We start from the raw sequence: 15,968 nt of genomic DNA on the forward strand, positions 1-15,968 counted from the left end.
CATGGCGGTCCCCGAAATGGCGAACGAACAGCGCGCCGAACAGATACTGGATGTCTTCGACACCGCCTTCGGTGAGCTGCTCGCCGCCGACCCCGCCGCCTTCCAGGTGAAATTCCGGAAGATGGCCGCTTCCGCTTTCGCCTTCTACCGGGGCACCGCCTGCCTCTTCTACGCCGACCTGGAGCGCGAGCGCCACGGCGGCCCCTACCTGGACGACCGGACCGGCCGGGTGTGGATCCACGGCGATCTGCACGCCGAGAACTTCGGCACCTACATGGACTCCACCGGCCGCCTCGTCTTCAACGTCAACGACTTCGACGAGGCCTACGTCGGCCCCTTCACCTGGGACCTCAAGCGCTTCGCGGCCTCCGTGGCCCTGATCGGCTACACCAAGGCGCTCAGCGACGAGCAGATCAGCGAGCTGGTGCGGATCTACGCCGCCGCCTACCGCGAGCAGATCCACGTCCTGGCCGCCGGGGACGCCAAACACGAGGAGGTCCCCTCCTTCACCCTGGACACCTCCCACGGCCCGCTGCTGTCCGCCCTGCGCTCGGCCCGCTCCCGCACCCGCTTCGCCCTCCTGGACTCCATGACCGAGATCCGGGACTACGAGCGCCGCTTCACCTCCGGCGGCGGCTCCATCGAGCTCGACGCGGCGACCCGGTACAAGGTCCTGGCCGCCTTCGACGCGTACCTGGAGACCCTGCCCGACGAATCCCTGGTGCGCCCGGACTCCTACCGGGTCAAGGACGTGGTGGGCCGCCGGGGCGTCGGCATCGGCTCGGCGGGGCTGCCCTCGTACAACATCCTGCTGGAGGGCCACAGCGACGCCCTGGAGAACGACGTCGTGATCTACCTCAAGCAGGCGCAGACCCCGGCGGTGTCCCGGCACATCACCGACCGGGCGGTGCGGGAGTACTTCCGGCACGAGGGGCACCGCACGGTGATCTCCCAGCGCGCCCTCCAGGCGCACGCCGACCCCTGGCTGGGCTGGACCGAGCTGGACGGGGCCGGCCAGCTGGTGGCCGAGGTCTCCCCGTACGCGGTGGACCTGGACTGGTCGGACCTGGACGACCCGGAGGAGATCGCGGCCGTGGTCGCGGACCTGGGCCGGGCCACGGCGACCATGCACGCCTCGGCCGACGAGGCGGAGAGCGGCCACAGCCTCGTCCCGTTCTCCACGGAGCGGGCCATCGACGCGGCGATCGCCGCCGACGAGGAGGGCTTCGCCGAGCTCCTGGTGGACTTCGCGCACGCCTACGGGGCCCGCGCCCGCGCCGACCACCTGCTCTTCGTGGACCTGTTCCGCAACGGCCGGATCCGGCCGTAGCGGGGCCCGCCCCCGCCCCCGGAGCCCTGCGTTCACAGAAAGTCATGGCAGACTCGCGGCGATGGGCATATCAGGAGCAGGACTGAGAGGGCTGCGGGCCGCGCTGTTCAGCGCGTTCGTCGTGCTGCTGTCGGCCGGCTCGCACGTCCTCATCGCGGGGGTGCCGCTGCCGCCGGCGCCGGCCGCCGGGGCCTTCGCCTCCGTGTTCCTCATCGCCTGGACGCTGGCGGGCCGCGAGCGGGGCTTCGGCCCGATCGCCGGGCTGCTGGTCCCGCTGGAGCTGGCCGCCGACACCGTCTTCACCGCCGGCCAGCACGTCTGCTACGGGCCCTCCGGCGGGCCGGTCTCCGGCCCGCTGCGGGCGCTGGGCCTGCACGAGCTGTGCGGCGGGACACCGCTGGGCGGCCCGCTGGCCGAGATGTCCGGCCCCGTCGGCTCCGCGGCCCTGCCCGCCGCGGCCGGCGCGTGGACGCCGTGGCTGCTGCTCGCCGCGCACGTCTCCGTCGGGCTGCTGGCCGCGGTCTGGCTGCGGTACGGCGAGCGGGCGCTGTGCCAGCTGCTGGGCGCGGTGGCCGGCCTCGCGTTCCGGCCGCTGCGGCTGGCGGCGGCCTCGGCGGGAGTGGGCGCCGGCCGGCCGCCCCGGCGGGAACCGCGCCCGGCCGACACGGGCCCGGCCGCCCGGACCCGCTTCCCCGCCCACTCCGTGGGGCTCCGGGGGCCTCCCGTACGCGGCGCGCTCGTGCGCGCCTGACGTCCGTACGGCACCCCTCATCCACATGTCACACCCCACGGAGATCACCATGAGTTCACGCAACAGCCAGGCCAACAAGGCGGCGGCTCGCGAGCGGCTGCGCATCGAGCGCGAGAAGCAGGCGAAGCGGGACAAGGCCCGCCGCCAGTTCGTCGTGGCCGGCGCGGTCGTCGCCGCCCTCGCCCTGGCCGGCGGCATCGGCTACGCCGTCGTCCAGGCCAACCAGCCCGACGAGTGGGAGAAGGCCGCGACGGCCGCCCTGGTCGCCCCGAAGAACACCACGGGCGAGAACGGCACGACCGTCGTCGTGGGCAAGCCCGACGCGAAGAAGACGCTGGAGCTGTACGAGGACGCCCGCTGCCCGATCTGCTCCCAGTTCGAGCAGAAGATCGGCCCGCAGATCAAGAAGGACGTCGAGGCGGGCAAGTACAAGCTGCAGTTCGTCGGCGCCACCTTCCTCGACAAGGGCTTCGGCGGCAGCGGCTCGAAGAACGCCCTGAGCGCGCTGGGTGCGGCGCTGAACGTCAGCCCCGAGGCGTTCTCGGAGTACAAGGCGGCGCTGTACTCGCAGGAGAACCACCCCGAAGAGCGGGACGACAAGTTCGGCAAGGACGAGTACCTGCTGAAGATCGCCGACCAGGTCCCGGCGCTGAAGGGCAACGCCGAGTTCAAGAAGGCCGTCGAGGACGGCACGTACAACCGGTGGGCGATCGAGATGTCGAAGGTCTTCGACAAGGCGGGCCTGGAGGGCACCCCGTCGCTGAAGATGGACGGCAAGAAGGTCGAAATCAAGATGAACCCGGACGAGTTCACGGCGGCGGTGGACAAGGCCATCGCGGGCTGAGCGCGGACCGCCGGTAACACCCGGCACGCAACGAGCGGGCGGACTCCCAGAGTTCGCCCGCTTGTTGCATTCCCAGGGCTGTACCTGCGGTTATACCGGTCAGTAATATGACCGGCCGTGACCAGTCAACTCACCTCCCCCACCGCGGCAACTCCCCGCCGCCGTACGGTCGTCAAGGCCGCTGCCGCCACCGCGGCGCTCACCCCCTTCGCGACGGCCGCCCTGGGCATATCCCCCGCTTCCGCAGCCGCGGGCGGACCCGCCTTCCTGCACGGCATCGCCTCCGGCGACCCGCTCCCGGACGGGATCCTGCTGTGGACCCGCGTCACCCCCGTCCCCGAGGCCGTACCCGGCTCCGGCGTCGGCCCGGCCACCCGGGTGGGCTGGGAAGTGGCCGAGGACCGGGCGTTCTCCCGGGTCGTCGCGAGCGGCACGGTCACCGCGACCGCCGCCTCCGACCACACGGTCAAGGCGGACGTCCGCGGACTGCAGCCGCAGACCCCGTACTTCTACCGGTTCACCGCCGGCGCCGCCGTCTCCCCGGTCGGGCGCACCCTGACCGCCCCCCGCCACGACGCGGCGACCCCGTCCGTCCGCTTCGGCGTGGTCTCCTGCGCGAACTGGGAGTCCGGCTGGTTCTCCGCGTACCGCCACCTGGCCGCCCGCAGCGACCTGCACGCGATCCTGCACCTCGGCGACTACATCTACGAGTACCAGAGCGGGGGCTACCCCGAGGCGAAGTACGTCGTGCGCCGGCACGAGCCGCTGCACGAGATCACCACCCTCGCCGACTACCGGGCCCGGCACGGCAAGTACAAGACGGACACCGACCTCCAGGCCCTGCACGCCGCACACGCCATCGTCGCGATCTGGGACGACCACGAGATCGCCAACGACGCCTGGTCGGGCGGCGCGGAGAACCACACCCCGGGGACCGAGGGCGACTGGGCGGCGCGCGCGGCCGCCGCCAAGCAGGCCTACTTCGAGTGGATGCCGGTGCGCACCTCGACCGCCGGCACGGTCTACCGCCGCCTGCGCTTCGGCTCCCTCGCCGACCTGCACCTGCTCGACCTGCGCAGCTTCCGCTCCCAGCAGGTCAAGGTGGGCAACGGCGGGGTGGACGACCCGGAGCGCACCATCACCGGGCGCGCCCAGCTGGACTGGCTCAAGTCGGGCCTGGCGGGCTCGAACGCCACCTGGAAGCTGGTCGGGACCTCGGTGATGATCTCGCCGGTCGCGTTCGGGTCGCTGCCGGCGCACCTGCTGGCGCCGCTGACGAAGCTCCTCGGCCTGCCCGAGGGCGGGATCGCCATCAGCACGGACCAGTGGGACGGGTACACCGACGACCGCAAGGAGCTGCTGGGCCACCTGAAGGACCGGAACATCAAGAACACGGTGTTCCTGACCGGCGACATCCACATGGCCTGGGCCAACGAGGTCCCGGTGAACATGGCGACGTACCCGGGGTCGGGGACGGCCGCGACGGAGTTCGTGGTGACGTCGGTGACCTCCGACAACATCGACGACATCCTGCACGTGCCCGCGAACACCGCCTCGCTGGCGGCCGAGGCCGCCATCAGGGCCGCGAACTGGCACGTGAAGTGGCTCGACATGGACGCGCACGGGTACGGCGTACTGGACGTGACGTCCGAAAGGTCCCAGATGGACTACTACGTCGTGTCCGACAAGCGGAGGCAGGACGCCACGTCGGCGTGGTCCCGTTCGTACCGCACGCTGAACGGCACGCAGAAGGTGGAACGCGTCTGGTCGCCGGTCGGCTGACCGCAGCCTGACGGGGCTGACCGACCGGACTGACTGACAGTTCCTCAAAATTGTTGCAACAAGGGGCACTTGGTACACGCCAGGTGCCCCTCCAACCCCAGAAGCAACAAATCTTTTACATTCAGGTCTTGCTGGATGCATGACATGGACACATAAGCTTCGCGCCAGCGTGAGGAAATCCCTCACCCCCCACCACGCTTGCGAGGAGTTCAACGTGCGCGCTTCCGCCCGCATATCCCCCATGCTCCGCCGCCGCCTCATGGCCCCCGCCGTTCTGGCCGGCGCCCTGGCGTTCGCCCCCTTCTCCGCCCCCACCACCCTTGCGGCCGCCGCCCCGACCGGTGCCGAGCAGTGCGCCGAGGACGCCTCGGCCCCGGCCGACGCCCGCGTCGCCCGCCCGAAGGAGCAGCACGCCGCCGAGCCCAACGAGGTGACGGAGGCCCAGGTCAAGGCCATGGACGCCGACCTGGCCAAGAAGCTCGCCCAGCTCGGCCCGCAGCGCCAGATGCGCGCCGCCGAGGCGACCACCGCGACGACCATCCCGGTGTACTTCCACGTCATCCACAACGGCACCCAGGGCAAGCTGTCCGCCACGGACATCAACAACCAGCTCGCCGTCCTCAACTCCGCCTACAGCGGCCAGGGCACCGGGAACGTCAACGCCGGCTACCAGTTCCAGCTGGTCTCCACGGACTACACCGACAACGCCTCCTGGTACGGCGTGTCCCACGGCTCCCAGGCCGAGAAGGACATGAAGAACACCCTGCGCAAGGGCGGCTCCGACGCGCTGAACGTCTACACGGCCAGCCTCGGCGGCGGCCTGCTCGGCTGGGCGACCTTCCCGAGCTCCTACGCCTCCCAGCCGAAGATGGACGGCGTGGTCCTGCTCAACTCCTCGCTGCCGGGCGGCTCCTCCGCCAACTACAACGAGGGCGACACCGCCACGCACGAGGTCGGCCACTGGATGGGCCTGTACCACACCTTCCAGGGCGGCTGCAACGGAAGCGGCGACTCCGTCGCCGACACCCCGGCCGAGAAGAGCGCTGCGTACGAGTGCCCGACCGGCCGCGACTCGTGCGCCAGCAAGGCCGGCGCCGACCCGATCCACAACTTCATGGACTACACGTACGACGCGTGCATGTACCAGTTCAGCGCCGGCCAGGTGGCCCGCATGCAGAGCATGTGGAACGCCTACCGCGGCTGACCGCCCTCACCGGGCCTCACCACGGGGCCTGACCGGGCCTGAGCGCGGCTGACGCACGAGGGGCAGGGCACGTCATGTGCCCTGCCCCTCGTGGCGTGTTCCGGCTCCTGCCGCCCGCCGCGGCTACAGGCTGTCGAGGAAGGCGAGCGCCGCCTTCCAGGTCTGCTCCGCGGCCTCCTCGTCGTAGTCGTCGAGGTCCGGGTCGGTGAACAGGTGCCCGGCCCCCGGGTAGCGGTGGACCTCGACGTCCGCGCCCGCCCGCCGCATCCGCAGGTACCAGGCCGTCAGCCAGTCGTGCGGCTCGAACGGGTCCGGATCGGCGATGTGCAGCTGCACCGGCAGGTCGTCGACCGCGGCGTCCTCCTCCAGGTCGGCCGTGCCGTGCAGGAGCAGCAGCCCGCGCGCCTTCTCGTCGGCCAGCGCCAGGTGCTGGGCGAGGGAGCCGCCGAAGGAGAAGCCCGCGTACACGAGCCCCTGGTCGGAGTGGGGGGCGGCGGCCAGCACCGCGCGCCGGAGCAGCTCGTCGCGGCCGGTCTCGTCCCGGTACGCCATGCCCTCCTCGACGGTCTCGAAGGTGCGCCCCTCGAAGAGATCGGGCACCTGGACCTGGTGCCCGGCAGCGCGCAGCCGGTCGGCCGCCGCGTGCACCGCGGGCCGCAGCCCGTACGCCGAATGGAAAAGCACGATGTTCATGCACACCATCGTGCCAGTTTCCGCACGCCCGCTGCGGTTAGGTTCAACTCCATGGACACGGACACCGTTCTGCGCCCGGCCCTGGTCGTCGGCGGCGTGCTGGCCGTCACCCTCGTCGCCGGCTGGCTGCTGGACCTGCTGCTGCGCCGCGCCGACGCCCGCCACGGGGAGACCCCGCTGTGGGGGCTGCTGCGCCGCTGCCGCACCCCGTTCCGGCTCACCCTGGCCACCGCCCTGCTGTACGGCTCCTACCGCGAGGCCCGGATCCTGCCCGCGCACACCGCGGCCGTGGGCCGCGCCCTCACCCTCGTACTGATCGGCGCGGCGGCCTGGCTGCTGGTGCGCATCGCGACGGCGGTCGTGGACTCCGTGTACGCCCGGTACGCCGACCGGACCGCGGACGAGGCACGGGTGCGCCGGGTCCGCACCCAGGTCACGCTGATCCAGCGGGTGGTCACGGCGGCGGTCGCGGTGATCGCGGTCGCGGCCATGCTGCTGACCTTCCCGGCGATGCGGACGGTCGGCGCCTCCCTGCTGGCCTCGGCGGGCATCATCGGCATCGTCGCCGGCATCGCCGCCCAGTCCACGCTCGGCAACCTCTTCGCCGGACTGCAGATCGCCTTCGGCGACACCGTGCGCATCGGCGACACCGTCGTCGTGGACAAGGAGTGGGGCACCGTCGAGGAGATCACCCTCACCTTCCTGGTGGTCCGCACCTGGGACGAGCGGCGGATCACCATGCCTGTGTCGTATTTCACGAGCAAGCCGTACGAGAACTGGTCGCGCGGCGGCGCCGAGATGACCGGCACCGTCTTCTGGCACCTCGACCACAGCGCCCCGCTGGAGCCGATGCGCGAACAGCTCCGGCAGATCCTGAAGGAGGTGCCGGAATGGGACGGCCGGACCGGCAGCCTGGCCGTGACGGACACCACACCGCACACGATCCAGGTCCGCGCGGTGGTGACCGCCAAGGACGCCTCCGACATCTGGACCGTCCGCTGCGCGGTCCGCGAGCGGATGATCGCCTGGCTGGCAGCCCGACACCCGTACGCCCTCCCCCGCATCACCACCGCCCCGGCCCCGCCCGCACCCGGCACCGCCGAAGACACCGGAGCCGCCGGGGCCGACGGTGACGCCAGCGCTCCGGGCCCGGCGGACGGCCGCGGGCCGGCCGGGTCCGGCTGAGCGGACGCCGGCCGGCTGCCGGGGACCCGCCGCCGGGTGCCGGCTACGGGGTTGGGGACTGCTGGCGAGTGACTGCGCATGGGCGTGTTCTGGCGCATGCACATGGGTGTCTGGGCTGCTCGACGCCTGAACCTGGAAGGGAACGGAGGTTTCCGTGCCGAACGGGTGACCTTCACCGGTGGTGGTCGTTGAGTGCATGCAGGGGTTCTTCGGCCGGCGTGGGGCGGGGGTGCGGGAATGGGCGGGCTGCGGGAAGTGACGGCGCCGTTCGTCGCCCCGGGACCGTCCGGTGTGGCGGTCCGTGGCCGGCCTCGACGCCCACGGCAACCCTGTCGGCGATCCCCGGCGTTTCTTCTACGACCTCAGCGGGTCGGCCGACCACCGCGACGCCCAGGTCCGCCACGCGATCACCCGCCTGCAGCACTGGGTACGCCGGTGTGGGGTGACGGCGATCGCCATCGAGGACCTGGACTTCGCCGCCGAGAAGACCCGCGAGAAGCACGGCCGCAAGAAGAAGTTCCGGCAGCTGATCTCCGGCCTGCCCACCGGCAGGCTCAAGGCCCGCCTCGTCTCCATGGCCGCCGAACAGGGCCTGGCCATTGTGGCCGTGGACCCGGCCTACACGTCCGTGTGGGGCGACGAGCACTGGCGCAAGCCCCTCACCAGCAAGACACGCAAGATGTCCCGTCACGATGCCGCGAGCATCGCGATCGGGCGACGCGCCCTCGGGCACCCGATCCGGCGACGGACGGCACCGCCCCGTGACGACCAGAGCGATCGTCACGGGCATCGGACCGTCCAGGCCGGACCGGGCACCCCAGAGCGTGAGGAAACCCGCCCCCGCATCCCCGGACCACGGACACGATCCGTGCAGCCGGACGCGGAGAGAACGCGGGCGACCAGGACACCCAAAACCGTTCGGGATGTCCGCAGTGCACAGGAACGAGTCCAAGACTCACTCCTGCTCACTGACTAGGAACGGTCATCAGGACGGGCGCGGGAAGTCCGAGCCGGTCCCCGAGCGGCACGGTGACGACCGCGCCGAGCAGCAGCACGAAGAGCAGGGCGAGCTGTTCCACCCGCCCACCCTGCCGCATCCGGCGCCCCGGGCCCGTCAGGCGCGGGGCGACCGGGTTCGCCCCGCAGGGGCGCGGGGAACTGCGCGACCGGCCCCCACAGACCCGCGGACGAGCGCCGGCCCGTGTTGCGGCACTTCCCGTGGAGCGCTACGGCAGGGTGCGGCGCATCGAGCGGTGCGGGATGCCCGCCTCCTCGAACTCGGGCCCGTAGGCCTCGTATCCGAGCCGCTCGTAGAAGCGGAGGGCGTGCGTCTGCGCCCCCAGGACGACCGCGCGGAGCCCGAGCTCCGCCGCCTCCGCCTCGATCGCCCGGACCAGCGCGGCCCCGACGCCGAGCCCGCGGGCGGCGGCGGTCACCGCGAGCCGGCCGAGCGCACCGGCCTCCGGGTCGCCGGTCTTGCCGAGGGCGGCCGGCCCGTGGAGCAGCCGGCCGGTGCCGAGCGGGCTCCCGTCCGGCGCCACGGCCAGCACGTGGACCGCGTCGGCGTCGTAGGCGTCGTACTCGATCGACTCGGGCACGGACTGCTCGACGACGAACACCTCGGTCCGCACGGCGAAGCAGGCCTTCAGGTCCTCCGGCGAGACGGCCCGCCGGACGGTGAAGGCCGTGCCCTCCCCGCTCATGCGCTCTCGGCTCATTCGCTCTCGGCGCGGATGACGTCCAGCGCGTGCCGGAGGTCGTCGGGGTACTTGCTCTCGAACTCCACCCACTGCCCGTCCGCCGGGTGCTCGAAGCCGAGGCGCACCGCGTGCAGCCACTGGCGGGTCAGCTTCAGGCGCTTGGCGATGGTCGGGTCGGCGCCGTAGGTGAGGTCGCCGACGCACGGGTGCCGGTGGGCGGACATGTGGACGCGGATCTGGTGCGTGCGGCCCGTCTCCAGCTTGATGTCCAGCAGCGAGGCGGCGCGGAAGGCCTCGATCAGGTCGTAGTGGGTGACCGACGGCTTGCCGTCCCGGGTCACGGCCCACTTGTAGTCCGCGCTGGGGTGGCGGCCGATGGGCGCGTCGATGGTGCCGCTCATCGGGTCCGGGTGGCCCTGGACGAGCGCGTGGTAGCGCTTGTCCACGACGCGCTCGCGGAACTGGTTCTTCAGCGAGGTGTAGGCGCGCTCCGACTTGGCGACGGCCATCAGGCCGGACGTGCCGACGTCGAGGCGGTGCACGATGCCCTGGCGCTCGGCGGCGCCGGAGGTGGAGATCCGGTAGCCGGCGGCGGCGAGGCCGCCGATGACGGTGGTGCCGGTCCAGCCGGGGCTCGGGTGGGCGGCGACGCCGACGGGCTTCATGATGACCACGACGTCGTCGTCTTCGTGGATGATCTCCATGCCGGGTACCGGTTCGGCGACGACCTCGACCGCGCGCGGGGGGGCGGGCATCTCCACTTCGAGCCAGGCGCCGCCGTGCACGCGCTCGGACTTCCCGACGACGCTGCCGTCGACCGAGACCTTCCCCGCGGCGGCGAGCTCGGCGGCCTTGGTCCGGGAAAACCCGAACATGCGGGAGATGGCGGCGTCGACGCGCTCGCCTTCGAGGCCATCGGGAACGGGCAGGGTGCGGATCTCGGGAATCGTGCTCACCCGTCGAGTATGCCGGACGCGGCGCGGAGCCGGGTCCGGCCGCCGGCGGTCCTCAGTCCTTGTGGACCGTGCCGTCCGGGTCCAGGCCCTTGAAGGAGAGCAGCACGATCAGGATGCCGCCGCACACGATGGCGGTGTCGGCGAGGTTGAACACGGCGAAGTGCGCCGGCGCGATGAAATCGACCACAGCGCCGCGGAACACGCCCGGCGAGCGGAAGATCCGGTCGGTCAGGTTGCCCAGCGCGCCGCCGAGCAGCAGGCCCAGCGCGATCGCCCAGGGCAGGCTGTACAGCTTGCGGGCGAGGCGGACGATCACGACGATCACGGTGGCCGCGATCAGGGTGAAGATGATCGTGAAGGCCTCGCCGAAGCCGAAGGCCGCTCCGGGGTTGCGGATCGCCTCGAACTTCAGCAGGTCGCCGATGATCCGGATCGGCGGCTGGTGCTCCAGCTTCGCCACGACGACCATCTTGGTGCCGAGGTCCACCAGGTACGCGAGGATCGCCACCACCAGCAGGGCCGCGATCCGCCGGCGCCCCTTGGGCGCCGCGGGCTCGGGCTGGGTGTCGTCCCCGACCTCCGGCGTACCGATGATGCGCTCCGCCTCTGCCACGTGAGTCCCTCGAACTAGCGCGAACCGGGTTGCGATGACACAGCCCTGTCAGGTTCCTGGACCCTGACCAGACACGAGGGTACGTCAGGGCCCCCCGGCCGCGCCCGCCGGTCTAGTGCCGCCGCTCCTGCTTCTGCTTGCAGTCCACGCAGAGCGTGGCCCGCGGGAAGGCCTGCATGCGGGCCTTTCCGATGGGCTGCCCGCAGCTCTCGCAGAGCCCGTACGTGCCCGCGTCCAGCCGCTCCAGGGCCCGCTCGGTCTGCTCCAGCATCTCGCGGGCGTTGGCCGCGAGGGCCATCTCGGACTCGCGGGTGATGTTCTTGGTCCCGGTGTCGGCCTGGTCGTCGCCCGCGCCGTCGCCGGAGTCCCGCATCAGGCCCGTGATCGCCTCCTCCGAGGCCAGCAGCTCGTCGCGCAGCCGCTCCGCCTCGGTCTCCAGCTCGGTCCGCGCCTCGGCGACCTCCGCCGGGGTCCACGGATCCTCGCCGGGCCGTACGGCGAGCTCGCCGGGGGCGGCCGGGGCCCCGGTGGCCCTCGCCTTCGGCAGCCCGCCGGTGGCGGCCTCAGCCGTCTTCCCGGCCGTGCCGGTGCTCTTCCTGGCAACCACTTTCCGGGCTCCCGTCTGTTGCGCGGCCTGTGCCGCCCCCTCGGCCGCGGCCGGCTCGGCCGTGGCTTTCCCCGCGGTCGTCGCGGTCGTCTTCGCGGTCGTCTTCGCGGCCTTCTTCGCGACCGCCGGGGACTTCCGGGCGGCGGCCTTCCCGGCGGCGGTCTTCCCGGCCGCGGCCTTCCCAGCGGCGGCCCTGGTGGCGGCCTTGGCGGCGGTCTCAGCGGTGCTCTTGGCCGTGGTCCCGGCAGTGGTCCTCGCGGCGGCCTCGGCGGCCCCTTTCGCGGCCGGCTTCGCCTCCGCCGCCGCCTTCGCGGCCGTCCTCGCCGCGGGCGCCCGCCCCGCCGCGGTCTTCGCGGCGGCCGTCTTCACGGCGGTCTTCACCGGCGCCTTGCCGGCCGCCTTCGCGGTCGCCCCGTCGGCCTTCCTCACCGCGGCCGGCTTCCGGGCCGACGCCGCGTCCTCGGCCGCCGAGGCCCGTGCGGCGGCCTTTCCGACAGCCTTCTCGGGAGTACTCCCGGCGGTCTTTTTCGCCACCATGGCCGCGGCCCCTTCACATACTGTGACCTTGCTCGCGAATCGTGCCGGAACGATAAATCGCCTCCCGTCCTTCGGCAACGGGGCACGCGTCCGCCCCGGTCAACCTGCATCCGTTGTGCCCAGCCCACGGCCCGGTAATCCGCCCCCGGCGCGCCGCCGCGTCCCGCACCGCGGCATCGGACCGTTCGGGTCACTCCGCCGCCCCGCCCGGCGCCCGGCCCGCACCCCCGCCGCACCCCGCGGAAAACCGGTCTGCCGCGGCCGCCCCCGCCCCGTACACTGGGCCCAGCGAAAGGCATGGACGGGGACGAGTAGCGTCGGACGCAGCCGTGAGCGACCCGGGGACGGTGAGAGCCCGGGGGCGAGCGCGACGTGAAGGATCACCCCTGAGCCGCCGGAAGAAAGCCGCCACGGGCCCACACGGAGCCCGTACGGCAAGTAGAACCGGCTTCGCACCCCAATGAGGGGGCCGCCGGACCCGTCCGGTGGCCAAGGAGGGTGGTACCGCGGGAGCGCGTCCTCGACGAAGGAGGCGGCGCATCTCGTCCCTCCGGACGGAAGCGCCACACCGCCGGAGGAAGAGTTCAGCCTCATGACCACACCGCCGCAGTACCGCCCGGTACCCGCCCAGGTCGACCTGCCCGACCTCGAACACGCCGTTCTCGAGTTCTGGCGCGAGAACAAGACCTTCGCCAAGACCCTGGAGCAGTCCGAGGGCCGCCCCGAGTGGGTCTTCTACGAGGGCCCGCCCACCGCGAACGGCATGCCCGGCGCGCACCACATCGAGGCCCGCGTCTTCAAGGACGTCTTCCCCCGCTTCCGCACCATGCGCGGCTACCACGTGGCCCGCAAGGCCGGCTGGGACTGCCACGGCCTGCCCGTCGAGCTCGCCGTCGAGAAGGAGCTCGGCTTCAACGGCAAGCAGGACATCGAGGCCTACGGCATCGCCGAGTTCAACGCCAAGTGCCGCGAGTCCGTGACCCGCCACACCGACGCGTTCGCCGAGCTCACCACCCGCATGGGCTACTGGGTCGACCTGGACGACGCGTACCGGACCATGGACCCCGAGTACGTCGAGTCGGTCTGGTGGTCGCTGAAGGAGATCTTCAACAAGGGCCTGCTCGTCCAGGACCACCGCGTCGCCCCCTGGTGCCCGCGCTGCGGCACCGGCCTCTCCGACCACGAGCTGGCCCAGGGCTACGAGACCGTCGTCGACCCCTCGGTCTACGTGCGCTTCCCCCTGACCTCCGGCCCGCTCGCCGGCGAGGCCGCCCTCGTCGTGTGGACCACCACCCCGTGGACCCTGGTCTCCAACACCGCGGTGGCCGCCCACCCGGAGGTCACGTACGTCGTCGCCACCAATGGCGAGGAGAAGCTGGTCGTCGCCCGGCCGCTGCTGGAGAAGGCCCTCGGCGAGGGCTGGGAGGCCACCGGCCAGACCTTCACCGGCAAGGAGATGGAGCGCTGGACCTACCGGCGCCCCTTCGAGCTGGTGCCCTTCGACGCGCCCGCCCACTTCGTGGTCAACGCGGACTACGTCACCACCGAGGACGGCACCGGCCTCGTCCACCAGGCCCCCGCCTTCGGCGCCGACGACCTCGCGGTCTGCCGCGCGTACGGCCTGCCCGTCGTGAACCCCGTCCGCCCCGACGGCACCTTCGCCGAGGAGGTCCCGCTCGTCGGCGGCATCTTCTTCAAGAAGGCCGACGAGCGGCTCACCGCCGACCTCGACGCCCGCGGCCTGCTCTTCCGGCACATCGCCTACGAGCACAGCTACCCGCACTGCTGGCGCTGCCACACCGCGCTGCTCTACTACGCGCAGCCGTCCTGGTACATCCGCACCACCGCCGTCAAGGACGCGATGCTGCGGGAGAACGACAAGACCAACTGGTTCCCGGAGTCGGTCAAGCAGGGCCGCTTCGGCGACTGGCTCAACAACAACATCGACTGGGCGCTGTCCCGCAACCGCTACTGGGGCACCCCGCTGCCCATCTGGCGCTGCGAGGAGGGGCACCTCACCTGCGTCGGCTCCCGCGCCGAGCTGTCGGAGCTGTCCGGCCAGGACCACTCGGCCCTGGACCCGCACCGCCCGTACATCGACGACGTGACCTTCTCCTGCACGGCGGAGGGCTGCTCGCACACGGCGGTCCGCGTCCCCGAGGTCATCGACGCCTGGTACGACTCGGGCTCCATGCCGTTCGCGCAGTGGGGCTACCCGTACAAGAACAAGGAGCTGTTCGAGAAGCGCTACCCGGCGCAGTTCATCTCCGAGGCGATCGACCAGACCCGCGGCTGGTTCTACACGCTGATGGCCGTCGGCACGCTCGTCTTCGACAAGTCCTCGTACGAGAACGTCGTCTGCCTGGGCCACATCCTGGCCGAGGACGGCCGCAAGATGTCCAAGCACCTGGGCAACATCCTGCAGCCGATCCCGCTCATGGACCAGCACGGCGCCGACGCGGTGCGCTGGTTCATGGCGGCCGGCGGCTCGCCGTGGGCGGCCCGCCGCGTCGGCCACGGCACCATCCAGGAGGTCGTCCGCAAGACGCTCCTCACCTACTGGAACACGGTCGCCTTCCAGGCCCTGTACGCCCGCACCTCGAACTGGGCGCCGACCGCCGCCGACCCGGCGCCGGCCGACCGCACGGTCCTGGACCGCTGGCTGCTCTCGGAGCTGCACACGCTGGTCGGCGAGGTCACGGACGCCATGGAGGCGTACGACACCCAGCGCGCCGGCAAGCTGCTGTCCGCCTTCGTGGACGACCTGTCCAACTGGTACGTGCGCCGGTCGCGCCGCCGGTTCTGGCAGGGCGACAAGGCGGCCCTGCGCACCCTGCACGATGTGGTCGAGACGGTCACCCGCCTGATGGCCCCGCTCACCCCCTTCATCGCGGAGCGGGTCTGGCAGGACATGGTCGTCCCGGTCACCCCGGACGCGCCCGAGTCCGTGCACCTCACCTCGTGGCCCGAGGCGGACGCCGCGCTCGTGGACCCGGTCCTGTCCCGGCAGATGCTGCTGGTGCGCCGCCTGGTCGAGCTGGGCCGCGCCACGCGTGCCGAGTCCGGGGTCAAGACCCGCCAGCCGCTGTCGCGGGCGCTGGTCGCGGCCGCCGGCTTCGAGGCGCTCTCGGCCGAGCTGCACGCCCAGATCACCGAGGAGCTGAACGTCAGCTCGTTGGCGTCGCTGTCCGAGGTCGGCGGCTCGCTCGTCGACACCACGGCGAAGGCGAACTTCCGTGCGCTCGGCAAGCGGTTCGGCAAGGGCGTCCAGGACGTCGCGAAGGCCGTGGCCGCGGCGGACGCGGCGGCGCTGTCGCTCGCGCTGCGCTCCGGCGAGGCCACGGTGGAGGTGAACGGCGAGCCCGTCGCCCTCACCCCGGAGGAGGTCATCATCACGGAGACCCCGCGCGAGGGCTGGTCGGTGGCGTCCGACTCCGGCGCCACGGTCGCCCTGGACCTGGAGATCACCCCCGAGCTGCGGCTCGCCGGCCTGGCGCGGGACGCGATCCGCCTCATCCAGGAGGCCCGCAAGAACTCGGGCCTGGACGTCGCGGACCGGATCGCCCTGCGGTGGTCCGCCGCGGACCCGGAGGTGGTCACCGCCCTGACCGACCACGCCGGGCTGATCGCGGACGAGGTCCTGGCCACGGACTTCGCGCAGGGCGAGGCCGATGCGGCGTACGGTGACCCGTTCACGGACGACCCGCTGACCCTCACGTTCCGCCTCCGCAAGGCGTAACCGGCCACCGAAACGGCGCCCCCCTCG

The 15,968-nt window shown here is 72.1% G+C and carries 12 protein-coding genes and 1 pseudogene; 8 read left to right on the forward strand and 5 right to left on the reverse strand.

Annotated features, from left to right (window positions below; all coding sequences use genetic code 11):
* The first annotated feature begins 1 nt into the window (after nt 1).
* The 5 genes from ACIQUT_RS05130 (at nt 2) to ACIQUT_RS05150 (ending at nt 5,911) form a co-directional block, all read left to right on the forward strand.
* Nucleotides 2-1,330 carry a DUF2252 domain-containing protein gene (locus ACIQUT_RS05130; RefSeq protein WP_403559578.1) on the forward strand — a complete coding sequence of 443 codons (1,329 nt, stop codon included), beginning with the start codon at nt 2-4 and terminating at the stop codon, nt 1,328-1,330.
* Between the two features lie 61 nt (nt 1,331-1,391).
* Complete coding sequence (locus tag ACIQUT_RS05135) at nt 1,392-2,081, forward strand: hypothetical protein (RefSeq protein ID WP_403559581.1); 690 nt, start codon at nt 1,392-1,394, stop codon at nt 2,079-2,081.
* A 49-nt stretch (nt 2,082-2,130) separates the two neighbouring features.
* Nucleotides 2,131-2,925 (forward strand): DsbA family protein, encoded by a 795-nt coding sequence (locus ACIQUT_RS05140; protein ID WP_403559584.1) that lies wholly within the window; start codon nt 2,131-2,133, stop codon nt 2,923-2,925.
* 117 nt (nt 2,926-3,042) lie between these two features.
* A complete protein-coding gene (locus ACIQUT_RS05145; protein WP_403559586.1) occupies nt 3,043-4,707 on the forward strand; it encodes an alkaline phosphatase D family protein in 1,665 nt (554 codons plus the stop codon).
* Nucleotides 4,708-4,966: 259 nt separating this feature from the next.
* The gene (locus tag ACIQUT_RS05150) at nt 4,967-5,911 is read left to right on the forward strand and encodes a zinc metalloprotease (protein ID WP_403560577.1); all 945 of its coding nucleotides are present in this window, start codon (nt 4,967-4,969) and stop codon (nt 5,909-5,911) included.
* Nucleotides 5,912-6,034: 123 nt separating this feature from the next.
* On the opposite strand, the gene ACIQUT_RS05155 is transcribed toward ACIQUT_RS05150, so the two are convergent.
* Nucleotides 6,035-6,604 (reverse strand): dienelactone hydrolase family protein, encoded by a 570-nt coding sequence (locus ACIQUT_RS05155; RefSeq protein WP_403559589.1) that lies wholly within the window; start codon nt 6,602-6,604, stop codon nt 6,035-6,037.
* Nucleotides 6,605-6,655: 51 nt separating this feature from the next.
* Here ACIQUT_RS05155 and ACIQUT_RS05160 point away from each other — a divergent pair, with 51 nt between their 5' ends.
* Together ACIQUT_RS05160 and ACIQUT_RS05165 are read left to right on the forward strand one after the other, a co-directional pair.
* Nucleotides 6,656-7,789, forward strand: a complete 1,134-nt coding sequence (locus ACIQUT_RS05160) for a mechanosensitive ion channel family protein (protein WP_403559591.1) — start codon at nt 6,656-6,658, stop codon at nt 7,787-7,789.
* 310 nt (nt 7,790-8,099) lie between these two features.
* Nucleotides 8,100-8,765, forward strand: a pseudogene (locus tag ACIQUT_RS05165) (IS200/IS605 family accessory protein TnpB-related protein); the annotation flags it as partial.
* A gap of 250 nt (nt 8,766-9,015) precedes the next feature.
* On the opposite strand, the gene ACIQUT_RS05170 reads toward ACIQUT_RS05165, so the two are convergent.
* The 4 genes from ACIQUT_RS05170 to ACIQUT_RS05185 form a co-directional block, all read right to left on the reverse strand.
* Nucleotides 9,016-9,492 carry a GNAT family N-acetyltransferase gene (locus tag ACIQUT_RS05170; protein WP_403559594.1) on the reverse strand — a complete coding sequence of 159 codons (477 nt, stop codon included), beginning with the start codon at nt 9,490-9,492 and terminating at the stop codon, nt 9,016-9,018.
* 11 nt (nt 9,493-9,503) lie between these two features.
* Nucleotides 9,504-10,445: an RluA family pseudouridine synthase gene (locus tag ACIQUT_RS05175; protein WP_403559596.1), complete on the reverse strand. Its 942-nt coding sequence runs from the start codon at nt 10,443-10,445 to the stop codon at nt 9,504-9,506.
* A 52-nt stretch (nt 10,446-10,497) separates the two neighbouring features.
* Entirely contained in the window at nt 10,498-11,058 is a 561-nt protein-coding gene (lspA, locus tag ACIQUT_RS05180) for a signal peptidase II (protein WP_403559599.1), read from the reverse strand.
* A gap of 112 nt (nt 11,059-11,170) precedes the next feature.
* The gene (locus ACIQUT_RS05185) at nt 11,171-12,202 is read right to left on the reverse strand and encodes a TraR/DksA family transcriptional regulator (RefSeq protein WP_403559602.1); all 1,032 of its coding nucleotides are present in this window, start codon (nt 12,200-12,202) and stop codon (nt 11,171-11,173) included.
* A gap of 592 nt (nt 12,203-12,794) precedes the next feature.
* Here ACIQUT_RS05185 and ileS point away from each other — a divergent pair.
* Nucleotides 12,795-15,941: an isoleucine--tRNA ligase gene (gene ileS, locus ACIQUT_RS05190; protein WP_403559605.1), complete on the forward strand. Its 3,147-nt coding sequence runs from the start codon at nt 12,795-12,797 to the stop codon at nt 15,939-15,941.
* Nucleotides 15,942-15,968: the final 27 nt, after the last annotated feature.

Source organism: Streptomyces sp. NPDC090445 (assembly GCF_044769385.1).
Taxonomy (GTDB): Bacteria; Actinomycetota; Actinomycetes; order Streptomycetales; family Streptomycetaceae; genus Streptomyces.